Annotated in this window: 24 protein-coding genes and 2 pseudogenes; 21 read left to right on the top strand and 5 right to left on the bottom strand. The window is 40.6% G+C overall.

Features of this window, described 5'->3' with window-relative positions:
* Positions 1 to 69 precede the first annotated feature (69 nt).
* From NF543_RS02800 to NF543_RS02705, 20 genes and pseudogenes are all read left to right on the top strand, one after another.
* Entirely contained in the window at positions 70 to 1452 is a 1383-nt protein-coding gene (locus tag NF543_RS02800) for a nucleotide sugar dehydrogenase (protein ID WP_257666579.1), read from the top strand.
* Between the two features lie 211 nt (positions 1453 to 1663).
* Positions 1664 to 2776, top strand: coding sequence for a GDP-mannose 4,6-dehydratase (gene gmd / locus NF543_RS02795; RefSeq protein WP_257666578.1), 1113 nt, complete (start codon positions 1664 to 1666; stop codon positions 2774 to 2776).
* Positions 2777 to 2799: 23 nt separating this feature from the next.
* Complete coding sequence (locus tag NF543_RS02790) at positions 2800 to 3888, top strand: GDP-L-fucose synthase family protein (protein WP_257666577.1); 1089 nt, start codon at positions 2800 to 2802, stop codon at positions 3886 to 3888.
* A 61-nt stretch (positions 3889 to 3949) separates the two neighbouring features.
* Positions 3950 to 5389, top strand: a complete 1440-nt coding sequence (locus NF543_RS02785) for an MBOAT family O-acyltransferase (protein WP_308378391.1) — start codon at positions 3950 to 3952, stop codon at positions 5387 to 5389.
* 10 nt (positions 5390 to 5399) lie between these two features.
* Complete coding sequence (locus NF543_RS02780) at positions 5400 to 6338, top strand: hypothetical protein (protein WP_257666576.1); 939 nt, start codon at positions 5400 to 5402, stop codon at positions 6336 to 6338.
* Positions 6319 to 7857 (top strand): oligosaccharide flippase family protein, encoded by a 1539-nt coding sequence (locus NF543_RS02775; RefSeq protein WP_257666575.1) that lies wholly within the window; start codon positions 6319 to 6321, stop codon positions 7855 to 7857. Before NF543_RS02780 ends, NF543_RS02775 begins: the two co-directional genes overlap by 20 nt.
* A complete protein-coding gene (locus tag NF543_RS02770) occupies positions 7838 to 8857 on the top strand; it encodes a nitroreductase family protein (protein ID WP_257666574.1) in 1020 nt (339 codons plus the stop codon). Before NF543_RS02775 ends, NF543_RS02770 begins: the two co-directional genes overlap by 20 nt.
* Before the next feature lie 15 nt (positions 8858 to 8872).
* A complete protein-coding gene (locus NF543_RS02765; RefSeq protein WP_257666573.1) occupies positions 8873 to 10000 on the top strand; it encodes a polysaccharide pyruvyl transferase family protein in 1128 nt (375 codons plus the stop codon).
* Positions 10001 to 10035: 35 nt separating this feature from the next.
* Positions 10036 to 10980 carry a glycosyltransferase family 2 protein gene (locus NF543_RS02760; protein WP_257666572.1) on the top strand — a complete coding sequence of 315 codons (945 nt, stop codon included), beginning with the start codon at positions 10036 to 10038 and terminating at the stop codon, positions 10978 to 10980.
* Between the two features lie 45 nt (positions 10981 to 11025).
* The gene (locus tag NF543_RS02755) at positions 11026 to 12318 is read left to right on the top strand and encodes a hypothetical protein (protein ID WP_257666571.1); all 1293 of its coding nucleotides are present in this window, start codon (positions 11026 to 11028) and stop codon (positions 12316 to 12318) included.
* Positions 12319 to 12359: 41 nt separating this feature from the next.
* Positions 12360 to 13523: a glycosyltransferase gene (locus NF543_RS02750; RefSeq protein WP_257666570.1), complete on the top strand. Its 1164-nt coding sequence runs from the start codon at positions 12360 to 12362 to the stop codon at positions 13521 to 13523.
* Positions 13524 to 13540: 17 nt separating this feature from the next.
* Positions 13541 to 14485, top strand: a complete 945-nt coding sequence (locus NF543_RS02745) for a glycosyltransferase family protein (RefSeq protein ID WP_257666569.1) — start codon at positions 13541 to 13543, stop codon at positions 14483 to 14485.
* Positions 14486 to 14816: 331 nt separating this feature from the next.
* Positions 14817 to 14984, top strand: a pseudogene (locus tag NF543_RS25450) (LbetaH domain-containing protein); the annotation flags it as partial.
* A 23-nt stretch (positions 14985 to 15007) separates the two neighbouring features.
* A complete protein-coding gene (locus NF543_RS02735) occupies positions 15008 to 15742 on the top strand; it encodes a WecB/TagA/CpsF family glycosyltransferase (RefSeq protein WP_257666567.1) in 735 nt (244 codons plus the stop codon).
* Positions 15743 to 15799: 57 nt separating this feature from the next.
* A complete protein-coding gene (locus NF543_RS02730) occupies positions 15800 to 17908 on the top strand; it encodes a right-handed parallel beta-helix repeat-containing protein (protein ID WP_257666566.1) in 2109 nt (702 codons plus the stop codon).
* Between the two features lie 39 nt (positions 17909 to 17947).
* A complete protein-coding gene (locus tag NF543_RS02725) occupies positions 17948 to 18841 on the top strand; it encodes an NAD-dependent epimerase/dehydratase family protein (RefSeq protein WP_257666565.1) in 894 nt (297 codons plus the stop codon).
* A 34-nt stretch (positions 18842 to 18875) separates the two neighbouring features.
* Complete coding sequence (locus NF543_RS02720) at positions 18876 to 19433, top strand: PglD-related sugar-binding protein (protein WP_257666564.1); 558 nt, start codon at positions 18876 to 18878, stop codon at positions 19431 to 19433.
* Positions 19434 to 19496: 63 nt separating this feature from the next.
* Positions 19497 to 19742 (top strand): hypothetical protein, encoded by a 246-nt coding sequence (locus NF543_RS02715; protein WP_257666563.1) that lies wholly within the window; start codon positions 19497 to 19499, stop codon positions 19740 to 19742.
* Between the two features lie 134 nt (positions 19743 to 19876).
* Entirely contained in the window at positions 19877 to 20842 is a 966-nt protein-coding gene (locus NF543_RS02710) for an MraY family glycosyltransferase (RefSeq protein ID WP_257666562.1), read from the top strand.
* Between the two features lie 284 nt (positions 20843 to 21126).
* Positions 21127 to 22104 carry an Rpn family recombination-promoting nuclease/putative transposase gene (locus NF543_RS02705; RefSeq protein WP_257666561.1) on the top strand — a complete coding sequence of 326 codons (978 nt, stop codon included), beginning with the start codon at positions 21127 to 21129 and terminating at the stop codon, positions 22102 to 22104.
* Between the two features lie 296 nt (positions 22105 to 22400).
* On the opposite strand, the gene NF543_RS02700 is transcribed toward NF543_RS02705, so the two are convergent.
* The 5 genes from NF543_RS02700 to NF543_RS02680 form a co-directional block, all read right to left on the bottom strand.
* Positions 22401 to 22718 (bottom strand): type II toxin-antitoxin system VapC family toxin, encoded by a 318-nt coding sequence (locus NF543_RS02700; protein ID WP_257666560.1) that lies wholly within the window; start codon positions 22716 to 22718, stop codon positions 22401 to 22403.
* Positions 22719 to 22778: 60 nt separating this feature from the next.
* Positions 22779 to 23069 carry a hypothetical protein gene (locus NF543_RS02695; RefSeq protein WP_257666559.1) on the bottom strand — a complete coding sequence of 97 codons (291 nt, stop codon included), beginning with the start codon at positions 23067 to 23069 and terminating at the stop codon, positions 22779 to 22781.
* Between the two features lie 232 nt (positions 23070 to 23301).
* Positions 23302 to 23619 (bottom strand): hypothetical protein, encoded by a 318-nt coding sequence (locus NF543_RS02690; RefSeq protein ID WP_257666558.1) that lies wholly within the window; start codon positions 23617 to 23619, stop codon positions 23302 to 23304.
* Positions 23620 to 23796: 177 nt separating this feature from the next.
* Positions 23797 to 24102 carry a type II toxin-antitoxin system RelE/ParE family toxin gene (locus NF543_RS02685; RefSeq protein WP_257666557.1) on the bottom strand — a complete coding sequence of 102 codons (306 nt, stop codon included), beginning with the start codon at positions 24100 to 24102 and terminating at the stop codon, positions 23797 to 23799.
* Positions 24087 to 24320 carry a hypothetical protein gene (locus NF543_RS02680; protein WP_257666556.1) on the bottom strand — a complete coding sequence of 78 codons (234 nt, stop codon included), beginning with the start codon at positions 24318 to 24320 and terminating at the stop codon, positions 24087 to 24089. The genes NF543_RS02685 and NF543_RS02680 overlap by 16 nt, the downstream gene beginning before the upstream one ends.
* A gap of 710 nt (positions 24321 to 25030) precedes the next feature.
* On the opposite strand from NF543_RS02680, the pseudogene NF543_RS02675 reads away from it, so the two are divergent.
* Positions 25031 to 25270: pseudogene (locus tag NF543_RS02675) on the top strand (UDP-GlcNAc--UDP-phosphate GlcNAc-1-phosphate transferase); the annotation flags it as partial.

Raw genomic sequence — 25270 nt, 5'->3', positions numbered from 1 at the left:
TTTGTTTTAGTACTTTCGCATTTTGCCTGCGAAAAACAGAACGACAAAAAAGGAATTATAATACATTAGATGCGCAAAAGCAATACAAGTGAAGTTGTTCAGAATGCGAAAATCGCGATTATCGGGCTCGGATATGTCGGCTTGCCTTTAGCCATTGCCTTTGGCAAAAAATACGATGTGTTGGGTTTTGATATCGATACAAAAAGGGTAGAAGAATTGGTTCAGGGCAAAGACCGTACCCAAGAAGCCAATTTAGACGATCTCCGAAGCGTCATGGCGAGCAAGCGCAACGGACAACGGAAAGGCGCAAAGCAATCTGAAAAAGGCGAATCAACCAATCAGCGGACTAGTAGCGAATCAACAAGCGTTGGCTTATCATTTTCGTCCAATGTCGACGACCTCCGCGGCTACAACACCTATATCGTCACCGTACCTACACCCATTGATCAATTCAAGGTTCCAGATCTAGGTCCACTAACTGAAGCTTCAGAAATACTGGGGTCCACTTTGAAATCCGGAGATGTCGTAATCTATGAATCAACGGTGTATCCAGGCTGTACCGAAGAAGATTGTGTGCCGGTATTGGAAAAAGTATCTGGATTGAAATTCAACAAAGATTTCTTTGTCGGTTATTCTCCCGAACGCATAAGCCCCGGCGACAAAATCAATACCTTGACCAAAATCAAGAAGGTAACCGCTGGCTCTACTCCAGAAATTGCCAACCGGGTGGATGCCCTCTATTGCTCTATAATCGAGGCCGGGACACATAAAGCACCTACTATCAAGGTCGCCGAAGCATCCAAGGCCATTGAGAACGCCCAGCGGGATATCAACATTTCCTTTATGAATGAGTTAGCGCTAATGTTCGATCGTATGGGTATCGATACCCATGATGTACTCGCCGCCGCCGAAACCAAATGGAATTTTTTACCGTTCAAACCCGGTTTGGTTGGAGGACACTGCATCAGCGTAGACCCTTATTACCTTGCCCATAAAGCACAGGTATTAGGTTACCATCCTCAAGTAATTCTATCGGGACGGGCCATCAATGACCGCATGGGTGCGTTTGTTGCCGAGAAAGTCATCAAATTGCTCGTCGCAAAAGACCAAGAAATCAAGGGAGCAAAAGCGCTGATCCTCGGAGTTACCTTCAAGGAAAATTGCCCTGACGTGCGTAATACCCGAGTAGTGGATATTTATCACGAACTTGTGCAATTTGGCTTAGCTGTAGATATTTACGACCCTTGGGCAGATATGGAGGAGGTAAAACGCGAATATGGAGTAAATACCTTAACTAAGTTGAATGGTAGTATCCGCTATGATGCCGTGGTAGTAGCTGTGGCCCATAATGAATTTTTGAAATTCGATTACAAAAAAATCAAGTGCAGTAATGGGATCATTTTTGATACCAAAGCCTGTTTAGATCGAGCATTGGTAGATGGGAGATTGTAAGAACAATAAGCAAAAGAAATTTGCGAAACCAAAAAAACGAGTGCTTTCGTTACTCATTCAAGAAAGGGGCAATAACACAATCAATGAATATCACCAATAGCTGTTGCAAAGGCGCGGGCTTCTCCCTATAAAGGAGAGTCTGAAATCAAAGAAAGCTATGAACTGGTAAAACAAATAAAAAAACCTTTATCGATTGACTTAATTCAATAATATGAAAGTAGCATTAATTACTGGAGTGACCGGACAAGACGGTGCTTACCTGAGTGAGTTTCTTCTGAAAAAAGGATACGTGGTTCACGGCCTAAAACGACGCTCATCATTATTCAATACTGACCGGATTGACCACCTCTATGAGGATCCTCATACCGCACACCCCAAATTTGTCTTGCACTACGGAGACATGACGGATAGTACCAACCTCATTCGCCTTATTCAAGAAATTCAACCCGATGAAATTTATAACTTAGCTGCGATGAGCCATGTGAAGGTCAGTTTCGATACTCCTGAATATACGGCAAATGCCGATGGCGTGGGGACACTTCGCATATTGGAAGCCGTTCGCTTTTTGGGATTGGAGAAAAAAACAAGAATATATCAAGCTTCCACTTCAGAACTTTATGGATTGGTTCAAGCCGTACCTCAATCAGAAACCACCCCCTTCTATCCCCGTAGCCCTTACGCTGTTGCTAAGCTTTATGCATACTGGATCACGGTAAATTATCGCGAGGCATACGGCATTTATGCTTGCAACGGCATCTTGTTCAATCATGAATCACCTATACGGGGGGAGACTTTTGTCACTCGCAAGATTACCCGAGCTGCCGCCCGTATCGCCATGGGCTTACAAGACAAGCTGTATCTTGGCAACTTGGATGCCCAACGTGACTGGGGTCACGCCAAGGATTACGTTCGTATGATGTGGATGATCCTGCAGGCTGATGAAGCGGAAGATTGGGTAATTGCCACCGGTAAAACTACACCAGTTCGTGATTTTATCCGTATGGCTTTTGCAGAAGTCGGAATTGAGTTGGAATTCCGCGGCCAAGGCGCAGACGAAAAAGGTTATGTCAAAGCATGTACCAATCCCGACTTTCAACTTGAAGAGGGGAAAGAGGTCCTCGCAGTAGATCCAAAATATTTTAGACCCACAGAAGTAGATTTGCTAATCGGTGACCCCACCAAAGCCAAAACGAAACTGGGCTGGGTGCCCGAGTATGACTTAAATGATTTGGTAAAGGATATGATGCAAAGCGATGTCCACCTGATGGAAAAAGAACAATATCTCAAAGAAGGCGGATACCAGACCTTAAATTATTTTGAATAAACCTTATTGCATAAAGCCGAAATATGAACAAAGATGCCAAAATATACATTGCCGGCCACCGAGGTCTAGTGGGTAGTGCCATTTTAAAAAATTTACAAGATAAAGACTATACTAATCTTATTACCCGTATGCATGCAGAATTGGATCTAACAGATACTCGATCTGTGGCCGATTTCTTTGCACAGGAGAAGCCTGAATATGTTTTTCTTGCGGCAGCTAAAGTTGGTGGGATTGTTGCCAACAATACGTATCGGGGCGAGTTCATCTATGAGAATTTAATGATCCAAAATAACGTCATTCACCAAAGCTATGTGCACGGTGTAAAAAAGCTCTTATTCTTGGGGAGTACCTGCATTTATCCCAAGGAAGCCCCTCAGCCTATACCTGAGAATGCGTTATTAACGGGACCTTTGGAGTACACCAATGAGCCTTATGCCATAGCGAAAATTGCGGGCATCAAACTATGTGAAAGCTACAATATCCAATACGGAACTAATTTTATATCCGTGATGCCCACAAACCTGTATGGCCCAAATGATAATTTTGATTTGGAAAAATCTCATGTCCTACCTGCCTTAATCCGCAAGATCCATTTAGGAAAGGCCTTAGAAAACAGCGACTGGAATACGATTCGCGAGGATTTGGACAAACGCCCAATAGAAGGCACGTCGGGGCGTGATACTGAGGAGCGAATTCTATCCACACTGAATAAGTATGGTATCCGTTTTAAAGACGGGAGCAGCAGAGAGGTACAGATCGAAATTTGGGGGAGCGGTAAACCAATGCGCGAATTTCTATGGAGTAAAGATATGGCGGATGCATGTATATTTATTATGGAAAATCGTGATTTCAAAGATTTCGTTCCGCAAGAAACAGATGAAATACGTAACACACATCTCAATATTGGTACAGGAGAAGATATCAGCATTGCGGAGTTGGTCAGCTTAATAAAGATAATAATTGATTTCCGGGGAAACTTCGTATACGATACAGCAAAACCAGATGGTACGTTGAGAAAGCTTACAGACCCCTCTAAGCTTCAGAATCTTGGCTGGATTTACAAAACTTCCCTGAAGGAGGGTATTAAGAAAATCTATAAGTCGTATAAATAGATTTAATCAGAACGAAGAGTCATAATAGTCCTAACACAAATTATCAGGATCCTCCATTATCATGTTGTTCAATTCTTTACAATATCTCCTTTTTTTCCCAGCGGTATTCCTTTTATATTGGGTCGTATTTAAAAAGTCAACTCGCCTTCAAAACATCATGCTTTTATTGGCCAGCTATTATTTTTACGGCTGCTGGGATTGGCGATTTTTATTTCTATTGGGATTTTCAACCCTCTTAGACTATTCGTCTGGTATAATGATCCATCACGCGTCTTCGCGAGAGAGAAAAAAACTTTGGCTGATTCTTAGTGTTTGTATTAATCTTGGTTTCCTTGGGTTCTTTAAATACTATAATTTCTTTGTCGAATCTTTCGCCGAGCTTCTATTGCGATTCGGGTTTGAACCGAATTATGGTACGCTGAATGTTATTCTACCTGTTGGAATATCCTTCTATACATTTCACGGATTGTCGTATGTTTTTGACATTTATAACGATAAGATCAAGCCCACCTATAATCTTGTCAACTATACGTTGTTTGTAAGCTTTTTTCCGCTATTGGTAGCCGGCCCCATCGAGAGGGCAACGCATTTATTACCTCAACTGGAGAGGAAAAGGAGTTTTAACTATTTGAAAGCTGTAGATGGACTAAAACAGATTCTTTGGGGCTTTTTTAAGAAGATTGTTATTGCAGACAATTGTGCGGTCATCGTCAATCAAATGTTTGATGATCCGACAAGTCAGCCTGCGAGTAATCTCTTAATTGGAGCAATTTTCTTTGCCTTTCAAATTTACGGCGATTTTTCTGGCTATTCGGATATCGCGTTGGGAAGCGCTAGATTGCTTGGTATTGAATTGTTGAAGAATTTCAATTTTCCGTATTTTTCTCGAGATATAGCGGAATTCTGGAGGAGGTGGCATATTTCTCTGTCAAGCTGGTTTAAAGATTATCTATATATACCACTAGGCGGAAGCCAAGTCGGTATATGGAAGCGCGTTAGAAATACCTTTATCATTTTTATCGTAAGCGGTTTTTGGCATGGGGCAAATTGGACATTTATCATTTGGGGGGCATTAAATGCTCTTTTTATAATGCCTTCCATCATTTTTAAGACTAATCGAAGAAATTTAGATGTGGTTGCTCAAGGGCGGTTTTTGCCTGGTTGGAAAGAAGCCGGTCAAGTACTATTAACTTTTTGCTTGACTACAATTGCATGGGTTTTTTTTAGAGCGGAAAGCTTAACACATGCATTGCAGTACCTCTCCGCTTTAATAAATATTTCCATCGTTAGTTTCCCAACAATTAGGGTCTATAAGGAAGCCGTATTGATTTTATTTTTTTTGATAATTGAATGGTTTGGTAGGGAAAACAATTATGGTATAGAAAAGATATTAGGAAACCAATCACGTATTTTAAGATGGACATTTTATGCAGTTATCATTTTTCTTATAGGAATGTTTATGCATACCGGTGGTTCCGAGTTCATATATTTTCAATTTTGATTCTTTTATTATGAAAAGATTTTTTAGATCGATCATTTTCTTCTGTCTTTTCGCTTCGGTAATCTATTGCATTCTCATTATCATATTTGGAGACTGGTCGTTGCCTTATAAAAACCTTGGTTATCGAATTGGATCACATGGTCATCTTTTTTCTCGCCTGAAAGAAGCTGAGAAAGCCGAAAATGTGGATTTGCTAATCATTGGCTCGTCCCATGCCTACCGGGGATATGATGTGAGATTATTTACTCAAAAAGGAATAAAGGCGTTTAATCTAGGATCAAGTGCGCAGTCTCCCATCCAAACGCAATACCTTTTTAACAAGTACGTTAAAATATTAAGACCGAAGTTAGTGATTCTAGATATCTATCCTAAGGTTCTATGTATAGACGGAGTTGAATCCACATTAGACCTGCTATCCAACGCTAGGGAATTGGATCGGGAGTTAATAAAAATGGCACTAAAAACGATGGATATCAGTGCCTATAATACGCTGATTTACACTATGTATCGGAAGTACCTCGGATTAGATCATGAGTTTCAGGAGCAGGTTATTAGAAGAGGGGACAAATATATTTCAAGAGGATATGTTGAAACCTATGATTATTCGCCAAAAGTAGATTCTACCACGAAATCGTTCTATACGGTGCTCCCCGATCAATTGGAGGCATTCGAGCAACTTATATCTACTTTCAAAGACAAGAACATCCCCTACATTCTGGTTCAAACACCAATTCGAGAAACTTTATATTCATCGGTTCTAAATCAGGATAAAATAGATAAACTAATAAATAGGTATGGAACGTACCTTAATTATGCCCAATTTCCGATAGATGACAACTATTTTCTCGATGATAGCCACCTTAATCAAAAGGGTGTTGACATCTTCAATGATCATCTGATTAGAACTTTAAAAAACAAAGGATTTCTTGATGGTCTCTACTCAAAATAAGCGGATTGCGAAGAACACGCTTTTTCTCTATTTTCGAATGTTGATCACGATGACTGTGTCGCTATACACGGTCAGAGTGGTTCTCAATACCTTGGGAATAGAGGATTTTGGAATTCATAACGTTGTTAGCGGAGTAGTAACAATGTTTTCGTTTTTAAGTAGCTCCATGGCATCTGCATCCCAAAGATATTTTGCGTTTGAACTTGGCCGGGATAACCTTGTACAATTACAAAGGGTTTTCAGTGCGACTTTTATTATTTATGTTATCGCGGCATTCATCATCATACTTTTAGCCGAAACGGTCGGTTTATGGTTTTTAAACCATAAAATGGTCATCCCCGAAGACAGGATACACGCCGCGTTTTGGGTATATCAGTTTTCAATTTTCTCACTTATTATGACCATTTTGAGCGTACCATACAATGCACTAATAATTGCTCATGAAAACATGAAAGTCTTTGCTTTCACAAGCATATTGGAAGTTACTCTTAAACTCTTAGTTGTCTATTTGTTAGTTCTATTTTCAGGTGACCGGTTACCGTTTTACGGCGCTTTATTATTTTTAGTAACTTGCGTTATAACATTTATTTATCGTATGTATTGTCAGCGAAAATATAAAGAGAGCAGACTAATTCTTTTTTGGGATTCCAAAATGTTCAGAGAACTGTTTAACTACTCTGGGTGGAATCTATTTGGTTCTTTGGCAGGAGTCTTTAATAATCAAGGTATTAATATTATTTTAAATCTGTTTTTCGGTCCAATAGTAAACGCAGCAAGGGCAATTGCATATCAAGTAAGTGCCGCAATAAATCAGTTCGCTACAAACTTCGTTACGGCTGCTCGTCCGCAAATCACGAAATACTATGCAATGGGTGATCGTCAACAAATGTTAAACCTAACTTATCAAAGTTCGAAGTTTTCTTATTTGATGCTATTCTTCGTAACTGCACCGTTAATAATCGAAGCCGATTTCGTTCTTAACTTGTGGTTAAAGAATGTCCCTGCAAACGCTGTGCTATTTGTGCGTTTGTCGTTGATATGCGCGCTTATAGAGGTGTATTCGTACCCGCTGATGGTGGCAGCGCAGGCAACAGGAAGAATTAAGAGGTATCAAGTTATTGTTGGGGGAACCATGTTATTGAATTTACCAGTCTCCTATCTGTTTCTTGAATATGGTTTTCAACCTGAAGTTGTATTTTATGTTGCGATATGCAATGCCGTTGTTTGTTTGATTCTTCGATTGACGCTATTGAATAGAATGGTGAGGCTTTCAGAATTTGATTTTTTTAAAAAAGTAGTTTTACCATGTGTTTTGCCAACTAGTGCGGCTATTAGCCTGTTATATTTTATAACATGTTTTTTAGATTCAACTCTAATTCGGTTTCTTTTAACCATAGGCATAAGTATTTTAGTTAATTTCTGTTTAGGGTATTTTTTTGCGTTAACTAAAGATGAACGACGGATTGTCCAAAAAATATTCTTCTTTAAAAAAATAAACAATGTTAAAACGGATAATTAAGGCTGTTCTGCCAAGTAAACTATATCATTTAGTCCTACGATCTTATTCATCTTTTAGGGTTCGACAGAAAATAAAACAAGCCTTTCTTTATGATTATAGACGCTATTTAAAGGCCTCTGGTTCATTTGGAGGGAACACTTCGATTCAGTTGATAGGGAATATTATTCGTGAATATCATTCTGTCGAGAAAGGATTAACTTTGCCTCAGACGCGACTTGGTTTTGGGAAGAGAGCTGTTTTAATTTTGATTAATGATCTAATCAAGCATGTAAAAAATTATGGTGGGCAAGATGAACAAGTCCGGCACGGTATCCAAGTTGTTTTAGAATATGAGTATTTTCATGAATATCACGGATTCAAAATTGATCAAGAAGTAGAAGGTGCTATTAGAGATTTAAAACAATATGTAAATGATTTACAACATTCCGTTCAACTGGGATTAACCAAAGCAGAATATTTTAAGTATAAGGACGCATCATTTGATTTGTTCTCCCATTCGCGAGCAAGCGTTCGTACCTTTGACGACACCGACATATCGGTCGAAAAAATATTGAGGGCATGCAGCATGGCCAGGAATGCGCCTTCTGCCTGCAATAGACAATCTTGGAAAGCATATGTATTTTCGGATAAGGAGAAAATAAACAAAATTCTACGAATTCAGGGAGGTAATAGGGGTTTTGGACACTTAACCAATAAGTTAATTGTTATAGCCGCTGAGATCGGCGTATTTGTAGGGGCTCATGAGCGAAACCAAGCATATATAGACGGAGGCATATATGCTATGAATCTTCTATATAGTTTACATTATCAAGAAATAGGAGCTTGTATCTTAAATTGTAGTAACGGAATAGAGAAAGACAGGACGCTGAGAGATTTGTGTAAAATCCAAGATTCTGAAGTTTTTATTGCAATGATTGTTTGCGGGAATCTTCCCGAAAGTTTTAAGGTTCCTATTTCGAAAAGATATAGTGAAGAGCACTTTATAGTATTTAAAGATTAGAGCGAACAAATAGGCATGAAAATAGGTATAATAACTTTCCATAGAGCCCACAACTACGGTGCGGTATTACAGGCTTATGCGCTTAAAATGCACTTAGTGAATAAAGGTCACGAAGTAAGTTTTATCGATTATTGGCCAGACTACCGAAAAGGCATGTACAGCCTAATCAATTTCAAGTTTGATGACAAAAGAAATTTGTTTTACAAGATGGTTAAAAGGACGATCAGTACATCGCTTGACCTACCATTCAAATTTAAACGGCACGCAAGATTCCAACGATTTATTCGTAAAAGGCTCGGCATAATTGGCAATAAAGGAATTAAATTTGGGAACCAGATCTTGGACGCTTACGATGCCTACATCTATGGCAGCGACCAAATTTGGAGGTTCAATCGATTTTCAGATTATTCTGGTTTCGATCCTGTATATTGGGGGAAATATCCTGTAGGCTCAAAAGGGTTGAAGATAGCTTATGCCGCAAGCATGGGAAGGATGAATGTTGGAAAAGACGATTTTGATTTTATCAAGACTCATCTACAAAACTTCAATGCCATTTCGGTACGAGAAAATCAACTTTTGGATTTAGTTAAGCCTTATTCAACTAATACGATCGTACAGGTTTTGGATCCCGTTTTCCTTTTAGAAAAAAAGCAATGGGAACAGCTTATACCCGATAACGAGAAGCAAGAGCCGTATCTACTACTTTATAATTTAACGAGATCTAAACAAGCGACAGAGGCCGCCGAAAGGATAGCAAGGAACAAAGGGTACAAAATAATTGAATTAACAGGTGGTGTCAATTTTTCAAGAGTTGGACAGAGGTATAAACAAAACTATGGACCGATTGAATTCCTCACCTCAATAAAGCATGCATCGTTTGTAATTGCCACTTCTTTCCATGGCGTAGCTTTTTCCATTCTCTTTGAAAGGCAATTTCTGTCCGTTGATATGGGGGACAATTTAGCAAGGGTAACCAGCCTACTTTCAAATTTAGGAATTGAGAATCGATATTTAGCCGATTTGAATTCTTTGTCAAATATTGAGCTAATCGACTACAATAAGGTAAATGGTCTCTTATTGCAAGATGTCGCAAAGTCGAAAGAGTTCTTAGACGTAAATTTGAATAATGACTTACCAAAATAATAAAGTAGTGAGCTATAATCGCATAATAATATACTATGGTTGGTAGTGGACATTTGGCTTATATGGCGGATCCCAAGGTCTCCGTTATAATTCCATCCTATAATAGAGGGTATCTAATAACAAAAACATTGGAGAGTGTACGCCATCAGACATATAAAAATATAGAAATCATTGTCATTGACGATGGTTCAACAGATAACTCAAAAGAAGTTATCTCCGCTTATATCTCTAGAAATGGCAACAATAGTGATATTAAGTATATCCAACAGCGAAATTCGGGAGCACCTGCTGCTCGCAATAATGGATTAAACAGCGCTAAGGGAGATTATATAGTTTTTTTTGACTCGGATGATTTGATGTTGCCTGACCGAATCGAAAAACAATCAAGACGAATGGTCGCGGAGAATTCGGATTGTTGCGCTTGTGGATTCTATTATAATAATGTAGGGGGCAGAAGTTATATTCCGCCCGTTCTGAACAGACCTGCCATAGCGTTGAATATTGACACCAAATTATTTGGGAGCACTCAAAGTTGGATGTTTAAAAAAGAAATTGTCCAATCAGTCGGCGCTTACGACGTTGATTTATTGTGCAAGCAAGATTGGGATTTAACTTTTCGTGTTTTGGCAAAAGGACCTAAAGTTTCAGTAGTTCAAGAGGCACTATCGATATTTGTTAGTCATGAAGGAGAAGAGCGGATTATGCTTTCAACAAAAAATACGAAAGGACTCCCCTCCATTTTTAAATACCATTTTAAAGTGATAACGTATGGTATTAAAAGAAAAGAGATGCCATCGGCAAGAAAGGGAGTTCGCAATTTAGCGGGTGATGTTTCAAGCATCTTTAAGAACGATAGAAAATTAAGTTGGTTTTCGATATATAGCCAACTTTTTGTTTCGTGGGCTGGGTTGCAGGTTAAGCATAAAATTTTTATCTTTATTTATTTTTCTTTCTATTTCACAATTTATCAATTTAGATAAGGGTCTTAGGGGATTTATTTTCACCTTTTCAAACTCTTTAATCCAATGCCGATTTTTAATAAAAAATTCATTATTCCGTTTGGCTTGTTTATTGCCATCTATTTGCCAGGGATTAGGGCAGTGATAATATCTCCTGAATACATTCTCATGGGTTTGTTTATCCTTTGGTATGTGTTTAATCCCACTAAAATTAAAAATGCTTTATTAACGAAAAGTATCTTCCAATTTTTGGTCTTAAATTTAGGTATCATCCTATATTGTGTTTTGATAGATTTGTACTTTCAGAAAGGAGAAGGTGTTGATACCACGAAGCTTTTCTATTTCAAACAATTAAGGTTTTTGGCTAATGCCATTTTTATCTGCTTAGGCTTTGCTATTGTATTGAATTCATTGAAGTGGGACGTCAAAAAGTTATTGGACTGTTATGTCAAAATTGCGATTGCCCAGTCCATTATTGCGACAGCTATGTTGCTTTTACCGAGTCTCAAAGATTATATAGTCAATAACCTGTTAGATCTTGAGTTCCTTTTTGAATCCAAGGAAGATCGTTTATTGAATCGCATTTATGGGGTTTCTTCCGAATACCTCTTTGCATATCCTCTTTTTCAAGGATTTGCGCTAATGATCATTTTCTTGCAGATTGTTCAGAAAAATTATAAAAATGTCGTTTTTATACCGTTGATTTTAGTCAGTATTTTATTTAACGCGAGAATAGGATTCATAGCGTTACCGATCGTCCTTTCGGTTTATTTCTTATCTATCTTCTCGCAAAAGAATAAAACCTCACGGTTATTTAGATATGGGGCTATTTTATTGATGTTTGTTTCGATAGTTAGTTTGTCTGTTATTTTAGCATCAACTTATATAGATGCAACTGTTTTATATGACGCTGTTAATAGAGGCTTAGAATCAAGTACCACGACCACAGGGCACTTAGGTAAACTCTTTGGTGATATGTTGTATTTCCCTTCTTCCACTATTGGATATATTTTCGGTGAGGGCAGGTATGTTTATCAGAATCCCAAAGACGTTCATTCCGATATCGGATATGTAAACGACATCTTGTTCGGTGGGTTGATATACTTGGGCTTCTATTTACTTAATTTGTACAAGCTATTTTTTTACAAGCTCAAAAGTGCGGATTACGTTTATCGAATTTTAATAGTGTCGTCTTTTATCATGATATTGGTTAGTAATTACAAGGGGCCGGTTTTAGCCAACAATTCATTTATAAGGGCACTTCTGATTTTGGTATTCTTGTATATATTATCGTATAAGGAAAGAAAAAACACCCTTAGCGTCTATAAGCGGGAGGAATCTAATTTGCAACCCGCGTAATTTCAGTTTATTTTCGTACAAACATTTATTTTTCGCATTGAATGAGGTTTCTATTCTATGACATTGAAATCACGGGGCACCATGCAGAGTATATTTTTCATATTGTTAACTACCTTACTCATCGTGTTCATCCCCATGACGAATATATTTTTGTAGTGAATCCGGATTTCGAATCAAAATTCAAATTTATCGTAGACAGCGCTCGCGAAAATCCGAGTATTCGTTTCGTCCCGGTCAAAAAAGAGGAAACAGCCAACCTTAAAGTGGCGAATAGATTTAAAAGATCGATTCGTAATTTCCACATTGTGGATAATTATGCCAAAAAATTTCATGTTGATGTTTGTATACTGCTTCACCTCAATGTATTTCAGATCGCGTTAGGTTTACGTAAAACCCGTTATCTCATCAAAGGTATTTTGTTTATGCAATTTACGAATATGCGTTTAACTACGGTGAGAAGCTACTACTATTTCTTGAGAAGGTACTTTCCGTTCATCATGATGAATACCAATACGTCTGTCGAAACCATATTCCTACTTAACGATCAAAAAAGCTGTGATATACTTAATGCCAAGTATAAAACCGACAAGTATAAATACCTACCTGACCCGATACCTTCATTCAAGCTGGAAAACGGATTTGAAATGCGAAACGCGTATCGAATAGCCAAAGAGGCATTACTTCTTCTCCATTTCGGATCCATTTCGGATCGTAAAGGAACATTGGAAATTCTCGAAGCTGTACCTCATATTGAAGCCTCTCCCAATGAGAAAGTATGTATATTTATTGCCGGAAAATGCTCGAATAGCGAATTTGCCACTATAATCCATGAAGCGATGGAAAACGCAAAGAAATATCCAAATGTCCAAGTTGTATGGGAGGATAATTTCGTGTCGAATAATCGAATGGCGTCAATGTTTTCGCAATGTGATGTAGTGCTCATCCCATATAAAAACCCAGAGGCTTCCAGTGGGGTGTTGGGGCATGCGATAAACGCGAATAAGAAAGTTATCGGACCTTCCAATGGTTTAATCGGAACAATCATTGCTGGACAAGAATTGGGTATTGTATTAGATACCATTACTGGAAGGGAAATAGCACAGGCGATAAATACGATAGGACAAATCCCATTGGTCGCATCAAAGAGCAAATCTTTCATTGAAGAACATACTCCTGAAAATTTTGCAAAAAAATTATTGCAATAGATAATTGATACCACTCCATGGATATTACGAATTTAGCCCCTATATGTTTGTTTACGTATAATCGTTTAGCAGAAACGAAACAAACCTTGGAAACGCTGCAGCGAAATTTTTTGGCTCCACAATCCGATTTGTATGTCTTCTCCGATGGGTGGAAAAATGAAAAGGCGAAAGAGGAGGTTTTATCGGTTAGGGCTTTTCTGAAAACAATCACGGGGTTTAAAAATATCTATATTATTGAAAGTAAAACCAATAGGGGGCTTGCGAATTCAATAATTAGTGGTGTAAATTTAATCTTTAAGAATTATGAAACCGTAATAGTGCTCGAAGACGACCTTATCACTTCTCCTAATTTTTTGAATTATATGAATCAAGCACTTTATCATTATCGAAGCACCGACAAGATTCAATCAATTAGCGGGTACTCCGTCGCTATAAATTCAGAAGGCAGTAATTATATTTTTAATAGAACTTTTCCATGGGGGTGGGCCACTTGGAAACATTATTGGCATGAAAATATATTTGACCCCAATTCCATAAAAAAAATTATTACAGCCAATCCAACTTTCTTAAAAGGCTTCCGAAAAAAGTGCGGTGATGACGTTTCTAAAATGCTATTGGATTCTTTAAGCGAAAGGAATAACTCCTGGTATATAAAATGGGTGTTTAATCACTATTTGAATAAAAACTTTGCCTTATTCCCTAGAATTTCAAAGGTTACAAATATCGGATATAACGGCACTGGGACACACTGCAATGCTATAAATACCTATCAAGACAATTTCATTGTTGACACAAATATCGATTTTGCTTTTCTTCCTTTTGATTCGTTAGTAATAGAAACGGATGTTTTAGAATATTTTTCGGTTAGTCATAAGATTAAGCATCGTATTAAACTCTTATTGACTGGGGAGGGACGAAGAGCCTTATTTGAGGAAATTAGAGAAAAAATCAATGGAAAATAATATTAGGCCCGATAGGTTGCAAATAATACATAAAATTAGAAAGCCCTTCAATTACCTCCGGTTTTTTCTTCTAAAGATCTTTAAAGCGCCGTATATGGACAGAAAAGGCTTTGTGAGAATACCTTTAAGTACAAGCTTGTGGGCGCCGAAAAGAATAATAACTTTTGGTAAGAATGTTCAATTAGGCCCTAACTGTGTCATAAACTGCGATATAAAATTCGGCAACAATATTTTAATTGCTCAACAGGTCAGTTTCATTGGCAGAAATGACCACATTTATAACACTAAGGGGGTATCAATATGGGATGCGCCACGAGGCAAGGATGATGTTACTATTGTTGAGGATGATGTTTGGATTGGACATGGCGTGATCGTATTGGCTGGAACTGTCATCAAGCAAGGTGCTATAATCGCTGCTGGTTCGGTCGTAACCAAAGATGTTGCTGCTTACACCATAGTAGGTGGTAATCCAGCGAGATACATCAAAAACAGATTTGATTAGAGTCGAAAAAAAAAGAAATTATGCAAAAATATTTTGGCGTTAGCCTAGAGTTTGACCATCTAAAATTTGAAAATATTATAGACGTTGAGTCTTTAAGTTCCAAAGGTTATGGTTGCTTCGTTGACTCGACATCATTAACACATGCCTATAAGAATCAGCACTATAGAGAAATCCTAAATGAAGCCTTGGTAAATTCGTGCGATGGAAGCTACATTGCAATGATGGCCAGTCGGCTGCATAAGAAAAAATTTCGCAGCTATATTGGACCTGACTTTTTCTCAAAGTTTGTTTTAAAACCTTATAAGCAACTCCTAATTGGAGGTAATGAACAGATTTATGACAAAATCTTAAACAAAGTTACTTCCTTGGGAGCTAACCCTCTAAATTTTAAATATCTCCCCATACCCTTTTTAAAAGTCGAAGAGTTTGATTATTCATCTATTGCTGACGAAATCAACCGGTTCTCCCCGAGATTTATTTGGGTATCACTAGGGGCACCTAAACAGGAAACCTTTATGCATCATTTAATGCCCAATTTGGATCGCGGAGTTATGATTGGCGTAGGTGCAGCGTTTAACTATTACACGGGGGAAATTAAAGAAATACCCGATTGGGCTAGAAAAACTAATTTGATATGGCTTTATCGGATCCTAACGGAGCCCAAAAAGCAACTCCGCCGCTGTAAAGAGATTATCGGCACCTTACCCAAAATGTATGTCAATGAGAAAAATAGGATAAAAAGGCAATTAAAATAGACCATATTGGCGTGAATCAATGGGTAAAAAGGCATTATAATTGCTAATAGTTCGGTTATGAGGAAATTTGATTTTAGTTCTATATTAGCGTTATGTACTTTCGTGCTTTTCTGCCAATCCTGTTTAGGTAATGAGACAAGTAATGAAGGCACCGGCAACCAGAATGCTGCAAAGGCTGAGAGGGAAAATACTGTAAAAAAACTTGCATTTACTCAACCTGAAGATGTCCAATCAAAGGATGGGACCTTGAAAATCTATGTTTCGGCGTCAGATGGCAATAATCAAAATGACGGAACATTATCAAATCCAGTCGCTACATTAGCAGAAGCCATCAAAAGAGCGAACGCTGACAGTAATGCAGATGTTAAAATCTATCTTCGTGGAGGTGACCATTACATTGATAAAAGTATTACTTTAAATGGCGATGAATTAAATATCAAGAGCCTAGCTATATCAAGTTACAACAATGAGAAGGTAACACTTAGTGGAGGAATTACACTTAACCCAAAATCTTTTGAAAAGTTCAAACAAATCGGCGGTAATGTAGCGATATATAGTATAGCCGTACCTAAAGAAATAGAAAACCGAATAGACGAAATCGCGAAACTTCGATCGACAGGATTTAATGAGCCAATAAACAAGCCCATAGCCGCCGAATTATTTTTTGATGAAGAACCTATGCATTTGGCGCGGTTCCCGAATGATTCAGAAATCGAAATACAAAAGGTTATCAAATCCAACCCCGATAAACTCCTTCAAAGATCTGTTTTCCAGTTTGATGATAAGATTAGGTTAAATTGGAAACAACGGAATGACGTTTGGATTGCTGGCAGGTTCTCGTTGGGGTGGTCCAGCAACAATCTCCGTGCACAGGCACTTGATTTGGGAGACAATCTAATCACCACACTCAAAACACCGCAATACGGTTTTTATGCGACAGCCGATTCCAGTACTGCACAGATAAAGGCTGCGCGAAAACTTAGGCGCTTTTACTTTTTTAACGTATTTGAAGAGTTAGATACAAAGGGAGAGTGGTTTTTTGATAGGGAGAAAAAACAAATTTTCTTGGCCCCGCTAGGAGACTTGAACACCTCCAAAGTCCGATTGAGCATATTATCGGAGCCCATTTTGGCGGTAAAAGATCTGGATATCCCATTGACCATTCAAGGGATTCGATTCGGATACGTGAGAGGTACCGCCTTGGAACTGATCAACTCAAAAAATATAAAAATTTCTGAATGCAATTTCCTCAATATCGGTGTCCGGGCCATTAACGCAGAAAACTGTTCCCAAACGGAAATCGTAAATTGCAGGATATACAATACCGGTGCAGATGGTGTCTTTTTGAGCGGTGGGAATAGGACGACGCTCGAGTCTTCTAATAATAAAGTGGAGAACTGCGAGTTTTATAATACCTCTCGTTATTTCAGAAGTTATTCACCAAGTATCCGGCTAAGTGGCGTTGGCATTACCGTTGCTAATTGCTATATCCACGACGTTCCTGGTCAAGCCATTGTTTTTGGCGGCAACGATCATGTTATCCAAAACAATCACATTAAAAATGTGTGCAAGGAATTTACCGATATGGGAGGCGTATATACCGGCAGGGACCCCTCCGCCACCGGAACAGTAATCAAACAAAATGTATTTGAAAACATTAAAAATCCGTTCAGTGACATGGTAGCTGCCATTTACTTAGACGATGGCAATAGTGGTATTACGATAGATGAAAATGTGTTTATTAATTGTGGTTCAATAAACTTTGGAGCAATTACCATCAATGGTGGCTTCGCTAATAAGCTGACAAACAACGTTTTTATAGATTGCCATAAGGCATACTACTGCAAATATTGGTCCAAGGAATCTGTTAAAAAAACATTTTTTGATAATCCTGAAAACCTTAAAAAATTTACTGAAGTTGTCAATATCAAATCTCAGCATTATAGCAAAAAATACCCCCATTTGGCTGAGTTTCTTAATTATCAAACCGCGAACAGGAAAAATTATATAACGGGTTCGGAGTTCCATAATGTTAAAAATTATGGATATGGGGAAGGGTTTGAAACCACTGAGAAAAGAACTGAAACTGATAAGAAATCTTTAAGTCAAAGAGCTTCGCAAAAAATTGACGGTTGGAAAATCGATAGAAAAGATTTGAAGTTCTAGTTTTTTAAAATCGTTAATGAAAAATTATATAAACCTTTAATGACAATTTCAATAACCGGCTCCTCTGGCTTTGTCGGGCAAAACCTTCGACCGCACTTAATTGAACTAGGTCATGATGTACAATCATTCTCGCTCCGTGGTGACTGGCAACAACAACTACCGAAGCAATACGATTCCATCATCCACTTAGCGGGCAAAGCTCACGACACCAAAAACACCAGTTCTGCCCAAGAATATTTTGATGTCAACACCGAGCTGACCAAGCAACTCTTTGACCGTTTTATACAAAGTGAAGCGCGGGATTTTATCTACTTCAGCAGTGTGAAGGCGGCAGCGGATACCGTGGAGGGCGTATTGGATGAAGGTATCGTTCCTTCGCCACAAACGCCCTATGGGCAATCCAAATGGCAGGCCGAACAATACCTCAACAGCCAGCCCTTACCAACAGGCAAACGCCTGTTTATCCTACGCCCGTGCATGATCCATGGGCCGGGCAACAAAGGCAACTTGAATCTTCTGCACAATGTGGTCAGCAAGGGCGTCCCCTACCCGTTGGCGGCTTTTGACAATCGGAGGTCTTTCTTATCCATTGCTAACCTGCAATTCGCCATCAAATGGATACTTAAAAATCCGGATGTCCCTGGAGGCACCTATAACCTAGCCGATGACGATGCACTTTCTACCAATGACCTAATCCACCTCATTGCGGAGGCTAGGGGCAAGAAAGCAAAGTTATGGCGATTATCTCCTGGACTCATCAAGGGGGTGGCACGAATGGGTGATACGCTCAAACTGCCGCTCAATAGCGAACGACTCAAGAAACTTACCGAAAGCTATGTGGTAGCGAATTCGAAAATCAAGGGGGCACTTCAAATCGATAAATTCCCTGTGTCTGTCCGCGATGGGTTGCTGGCAACATTAAGAAGTTTTTGAAATGAGACTTGAGATATGAGACATTAGATTTGAGATGAAATCCAACAAATTCGTTATCTACGGTGCTGGTGGCCACGCACGGGTACTCTTGGAAGGCTTGGAGCGATACTTAGGTAGCGGTGCGGTCATCGGATTTTTCAATGATGGCGATGGGCCGTCGACGTTGGCTGGTATTCCCGTAGGCCCTTACCAGACAGAGCTGCACCCGTATGCACGCGTATTACTGGGTATCGGCCTTCCACATCTCCGTAAGCAGGTGGCAGCCAAAGTGAGCCACTCATTCGGCACCTTTATCCACCCCACGGCAACTGTGGCGGCTGATGTAACCATCGGCGAGGGCACGGTGGTACTGGCGGGTGCGGTCATTCAAACAGGGGCCAAAATAGGTAATCATGTAATCATCAATGCCAATGTGACCATAGACCACGACGCGATGCTGGAGGATTATGTGACTACTTATCCTGGCGTATATGTAGGTGCTCATGCCGTGATTGGCGAAGGTTGCTTACTGAACCCCAATGTGGTGATGATGCGTAATATCCGAACGGATGAGTTTGTAGAAATCCCTGCGCAGGGGATTTTATGGAAATAGTAGGATTAGGATATTTGTATATGAAATGAGTTTTATGTATTTTTGACTAAATAAGTTGGTTACATGGAAACGTTAATTCTCAATAGCAATTCGAAGAAGGATGTTCGGCTTTTGGTAGATATAGCCAAAAAGCTGGGCATGGATTTGAAAGTAGCGGATGAGCAAAAAAAGAAAGTTTCACCCAAGCAAGTCAAAACAATGAAGGACTTTTGGGGCGCACTATCAGACGAAACAGCGAAAAAGCTTCATCAACACGTTGCCCAAAGCCGGAATGAATGGGAGCTGATATTCATCTCCCGGATGCAGTGATTGCTGCGACAGCATTGGTCCATAATTTCACATTGATAAGTAGAAGTATTGCTGACTTTAAGAAGATCGAAGGTTTACACGTGATTAATCCTCACGAACTTTGATTCCTAATTCAGTTTATTTTAGCCAAAGAAATGCTTTTACCTTACCTTCTCATCACGGCACTACTTTTCGTCGCCATGCTCCTGTATTTCCGCATTGCCGACCGCTACAACATCATCGACAAGCCCAATGCGCGCAGTAGCCATACCAAGATCACGATCCGTGGCGGCGGCGTAGTGTTTTACCTCGGCGCATTGGTGTGGTTTGTTTGGTCGGGCTTTAGCTATCCGTGGTTTTTCGCAGGGCTTACGGCCATTACCCTCATCAGCTTCCTGGATGATGTGTTTACATTGTCCAATCGGTTACGGATCTCGGTACACCTGCTGGCTGTACTGCTGCTGATGTACGAGCTGGAGCTCTTTGGCCTCTATTGGTTTGTGCCCCCCATTGCACTCATCTTGGTCATCGGCTGCATCAATGCATATAACTTCATGGATGGCATCAACGGCATCACGGCCATGTATAGCTTCGCCGTGCTGTTTCTGCTGTGGTATGCCAACCGCGACGCGCCGTTTATCGATGACCGCCTCCTGTACTGCGTGGCACTGGCCAATGGCGTGTTTGCGTTTTTCAATTTTCGGCAATGGGCCAAGTGTTTTGCGGGGGATGTGGGTAGTGTAAGCATGAGTTTCATCTTGTTGTTTGCCCTGATCATGCTCATCCTCCATACCAGCAATCCCATCCATATCCTCTTTCTGGCCGTCTATGGCATCGATAGTGTGCTCACCATCATCCATCGCCTATTCAAGCGGGAAAACATCTTTGAGGCGCATCGCAGCCACCTCTACCAGTACTTGGCTAATGAAGCAAAAGGGAACAGGCTACTCATCTCGTTTACTTATGGTCTATTGCAGGTGGTAATCGGCTTGCTCGTCATACAGGTGGCCCAATGGGATATGTCTTTGCAATGGGTGTATGCCTTGGTGATATTGGGTGGGCTGGCGCTGGTGTATGTGGTGATGAAGATGTATTTGTTGAAGCGGTATGTGACTCGCTAATATTGCCACATCATTACCCAAAAAGGGTAAACTATATGAATAATCTTAGCTAATTTTGGGGAAGATTACACTATTCTTCTGCCTTGTCATTTACCCCCCACCACCGGCCGTTCCCCGTTGCCGTAAAAATAATGGAAGAGTTGGCTTGGCCTTGCCGCATGGAAGCCCCATCCCGGAGCGGGGAATCCAAAAAGAAACGCCCCCTACCAACAAAATAAAACTAATTAAATTAGTTTTATTTTGTTATTTCCCTTACTTTTACCCCCACTACCAATGGAATCATTATGGATACACAGACTTCTACAAAACCAGCAATCGGACGCTACATAGACATCCGCAGCGACTGGGGGTTCAAGCACATCTTCTCCGGGGCGGTGCCCAGCAAGGATATCCTCATCCAGTTCATCGACGACCTGCTGGGTGGGAAAGGCCGCATCCGCGACCTCACCTACGGGCCCACCGAACACCTGGGGGAGACTGCGGAACAGAAAAAGGTCATCTTCGACCTGCGCTGCACCACGGACGACGGTGCGGAGGTGATCGTGGAGATGCAGCGCATGGACCACGAAAACCTGCGGGAGCGGATGGTGTTCAGCACCTCCCGCCTCATCAGCAACCAATACCCCAAGGGGGCCAAGTACTGGGATTTCCAGCTGCCCGAGGTCATCTTCATCGGCGTGCTGGAGTTCAGGCTGGACGACGACCGGCGGGAGCATTACCTCAAGCATATCAAGCTGGTGGAGGGGCATACCGGCGAAATTTTTTACGATAAGTTGTCCTTTATATTGCTGGAACTTCCTAACTTTGCTAAAGACGAAGCCGAAATCGAGTCGGACGTGGACAGGTGGTTCTGGTTGCTGAACAACCTGAGCAGGGCCAACAAGGTTCCCACGTTCATGGACAGGCGGGTATTCCCGCAGGTGTTCCAGATATCGGAAGTCTCTCGATTGACAAAGGAGGAACGCATGGCATACGAAGCAAGTTTACAGGACCGGTGGGTATGGGACAACGCCATATCCCTTGCCGAAAGGAAGGCGGCTACCAAAGCCGCAAAAGAAGCTGATCAATTGGCCACCTCGCGCGAGCGCGCCAAGGCGGAAAAGCTGTTAGCGAAAGAACGAACGAAAGCCAAGCAGGAACGAACGAAAGCCGAGCAGGATAAAATCCAGTCGGCAAAATCGCTGAAAGCTACCGGCGCGCTCAGTGATAAGCAAATCGCAGAAAGCCTTAAACTGCCACTGGATGTGGTGAAAAAACTGTAACCCAATACCCTTTTTGGCTTAACAAGGGGCCGTTTCAAAAGTAAATTGGGGCAGCCTCTTTCATTATGTATGGTAATTCTCGTTTTTATTTTAATCTTATTATAAGTCTACCCCCAAACCCCCTCTCCCTGCATCCTTTATGATATAGGTAGCGTCATCTCCGGATTTGGATAACCAGCCAATTCCAGTTAGGACATCGCGTTCTTCTGCCTTGTCATTTACCCCCCACCACCGGCCGTTCCCCGTTGCCGTAAAAATAATGGAAGAGTTGGCTGGGTTTTAGGCCGAAGGATTTGTTACACGAATGAATTTGAAACAACGAGTTCGGGTATGAAATGAAAGTCTTTCAGATTAAGCGTACGCAATTCCAATCCAAATGTCAACGCAGTGGCTGCAATGAAGGTGTCAGATAAGCCAATGTTATGTGAAAGTGCGTATTTCTGACCTAATTGGAGAGCGAGTTCTGCGATTGGTTCGTTAATGGGCAACATAAAGAAGCCGCTTAATTCCTTTTGGATGTTCAGAAACTCCGCTTTGTTACGAGCACCTTGATAGAGTTCCATGGCTATAATGGTGTTAATGGCTAGGTTAACGTTTGCCGTGATTCTTGACAAACTCAACCGCGTGTGGCTGACTCCTTAAGTATTCGATAATGAAGGAAGTGTCGGTGAGTATCATTCCTTACGCCACGCCTTCTTGCGCAAATCTTTGGTATAGCTTTCTGTATCCGTCACCTCGGAAAAAGGGGTGGTGTCCTCGACCGCTTCATTACTTTCAGCCTCGAAATTCATGACGTATCCGTAATCCTCGGCTTTCAATCGCTTAAATGACAATACATCCTGCGCATCGGGCAAAACAATCGCAAGCAACTCATTAACATAGTCTTGTGTGTTTTTCCCAAAACGCTGAGCCCGTTCGGTGATTCGTTCCTCCAGTCTTTTATCTTTTATCTTGACCGTCAACATAATAACGCTTTTTTTATTTTCAAACATAACCAAAATCACTCAAATATGCAATTTTTATGCGCCCCATTCCCTGATGGGCAGTTGCACCGCAGTAATTTTTCCCTTTTCGTTTGACAGATATTGGACACTCATACAGTAAATATAATCAAGATTAGCATCAAAAACAAAAGTCCAGAGGAAAAGGGTAAACTATATGAATAATCATAGCTAATTTTGGGGAAGATTACACTATCTAAAAAGAAAAAGCCGTGTCACTTAGGCCTCCTTTTAGCACAAATGCACAAGAGACGCTGCGCTTAACTCTTGCGCTAGTTTGGTGTTTTTTTCGTATGGCCTGAATCCGGTTGCTCATTTCATCAGCAGAAACCATAGCACCACCACTCAAATAATAATCCACCCGACGATCCAATTCAGCCTTCAGCTCTTCCGTATATACCGTTGCCGTATCCTTTATCTCGTCTTCCACCATTACATAAATGACCTTGATCTTTTTGTCATCTGCTATATCCAGATAATTGTGCAAATGTTGCCTAATTGTTGCCGTGTTCATTTGATTAACGTGTTAATGGTAACAAGCCAATTTACTTTGAACCTGTGATGGCCCAAGTGGCGTTTCACTTAACTTGTGCCAGTGGGGATAGCTTTTCTATTTCGGCAGCGTCCCGTCCTTCTCATATTGCTCCACGATGCCTCGTAAGAGGGCTTTTGGTTCGGGGAATTTTTATTATCATTTCCAGCGCGACTTTTTTGTGTCGGCACGATTGTCAATGAAGGCGATCAACTCGATGACCTTTTTGCGCGGCTTAACGCGGTAAACGACAGAAACCTGCTTTACGATCAAGCCAATGCGCGTATTTTTAACTTTATAAGACTCACGGAAAATGAGAGGCGCTTGCGAAAGCGTATTTAAAAAATGGGAAGTACGGGTTACAAAAATGGTAATTTCACGTTCCGTCCAATGCTCTTCCAAGTAGTCGATGTTTTTCTGGAAGGTCCTGAGCGCGGTCGGGGTCCAGACTATTTCATACCCCATTTACCGAAACGTTTAACAACTTCTTTATGCGGAATGGTTTCACCTCGGTCAGCCTCTGCAATTCCGTCGATTACGTCCTGTTGCTGAAATTGCAATAGTTGATCAAACCAATCTGTTTCCCGGCTCTTTAGAAACTGCTGAAGTTCAGTCAGCAAACCAGCATCCGTACTATTCACGATGGTTTGTACAATATCCAGTTTTGTTGCTTCTACGTTCATGATCTTGATATATACTACAAATTTACGCAATGGATTCGTAAAAACAATGGAATTCAATTCCTATTTCGGCAGCCTCCCGTCCTTCTCATATTGCTCCACGATGCCACGCCCTTATCTTTACCACATAGCGGAGCCGTATTTTTTCAAATTGAGCCACGGTTTTTTTCATGGCTTCGGCAAGATGCATTTGTCTTGTCACAATTGAAAATCCGCATTAGGTAGCCGTTGTTTGGCACCGAACATTGGACCGTGTTTAACGGGTTTTCTGCACCCCTTACATAGAAATCTCGAGATCTCAATAGAAACGATAATTCAAACTGATTGTATCCATATGCATGGCGCAGGTTGATCACATTAATCATCTTTTCCTATTCGATGGGATCCATGCTAAAAGTTTTGTTGCGTCGTTCAGCCCCCGCACTCTTCCCGCAACGAGAAAAATTGTTGCGGTTCAAATTGCACTATGTTCGGTTTGTCGTGCATCCCTTTGTATTTATTTTAAAGTATGATTGAAAATAAATACATTCGTGTATAATTATTCAAACATGATTAACATACTGCGTACGTGTTGATGATTTTCCCTTCTTCATGCCTTTTCCGCAATGTAACCACCTAACTTCTCACAACTTCCACCCCAGCTCCGCACCTTCCTTTAACACATATTTATCTTTTGCAATGGCAGTGCCGCGGGGGATGTGGGGAGCGTAAGCATGAGTTTCATCTTGTTGTTTGCCCTGATCATGCTCATCCTCCATACTAGCAATCCCATCTATATCCTCTTTCTGGCCGTCTATGGCATCGATAGTGTGCTTACCATCATCCACCGGCTCATGAAGCGCGAGAACATCTTTGAGGCGCACCGCAGCCACCTCTACCAATACTTGGCTAATGAAGCAAAAGGGAATAGGCTACTCATCTCGTTTACTTATGGTCTATTGCAGGTGGTAATC

It is taken from the genome of Parapedobacter tibetensis, from assembly GCF_024704835.1.
Lineage (GTDB): Bacteria > Bacteroidota > Bacteroidia > Sphingobacteriales > Sphingobacteriaceae > Parapedobacter > Parapedobacter tibetensis.
The sequence above is the reverse complement of the archived record's forward strand: the minus strand, read 5'-3'. Positions and strand labels throughout refer to the sequence as shown.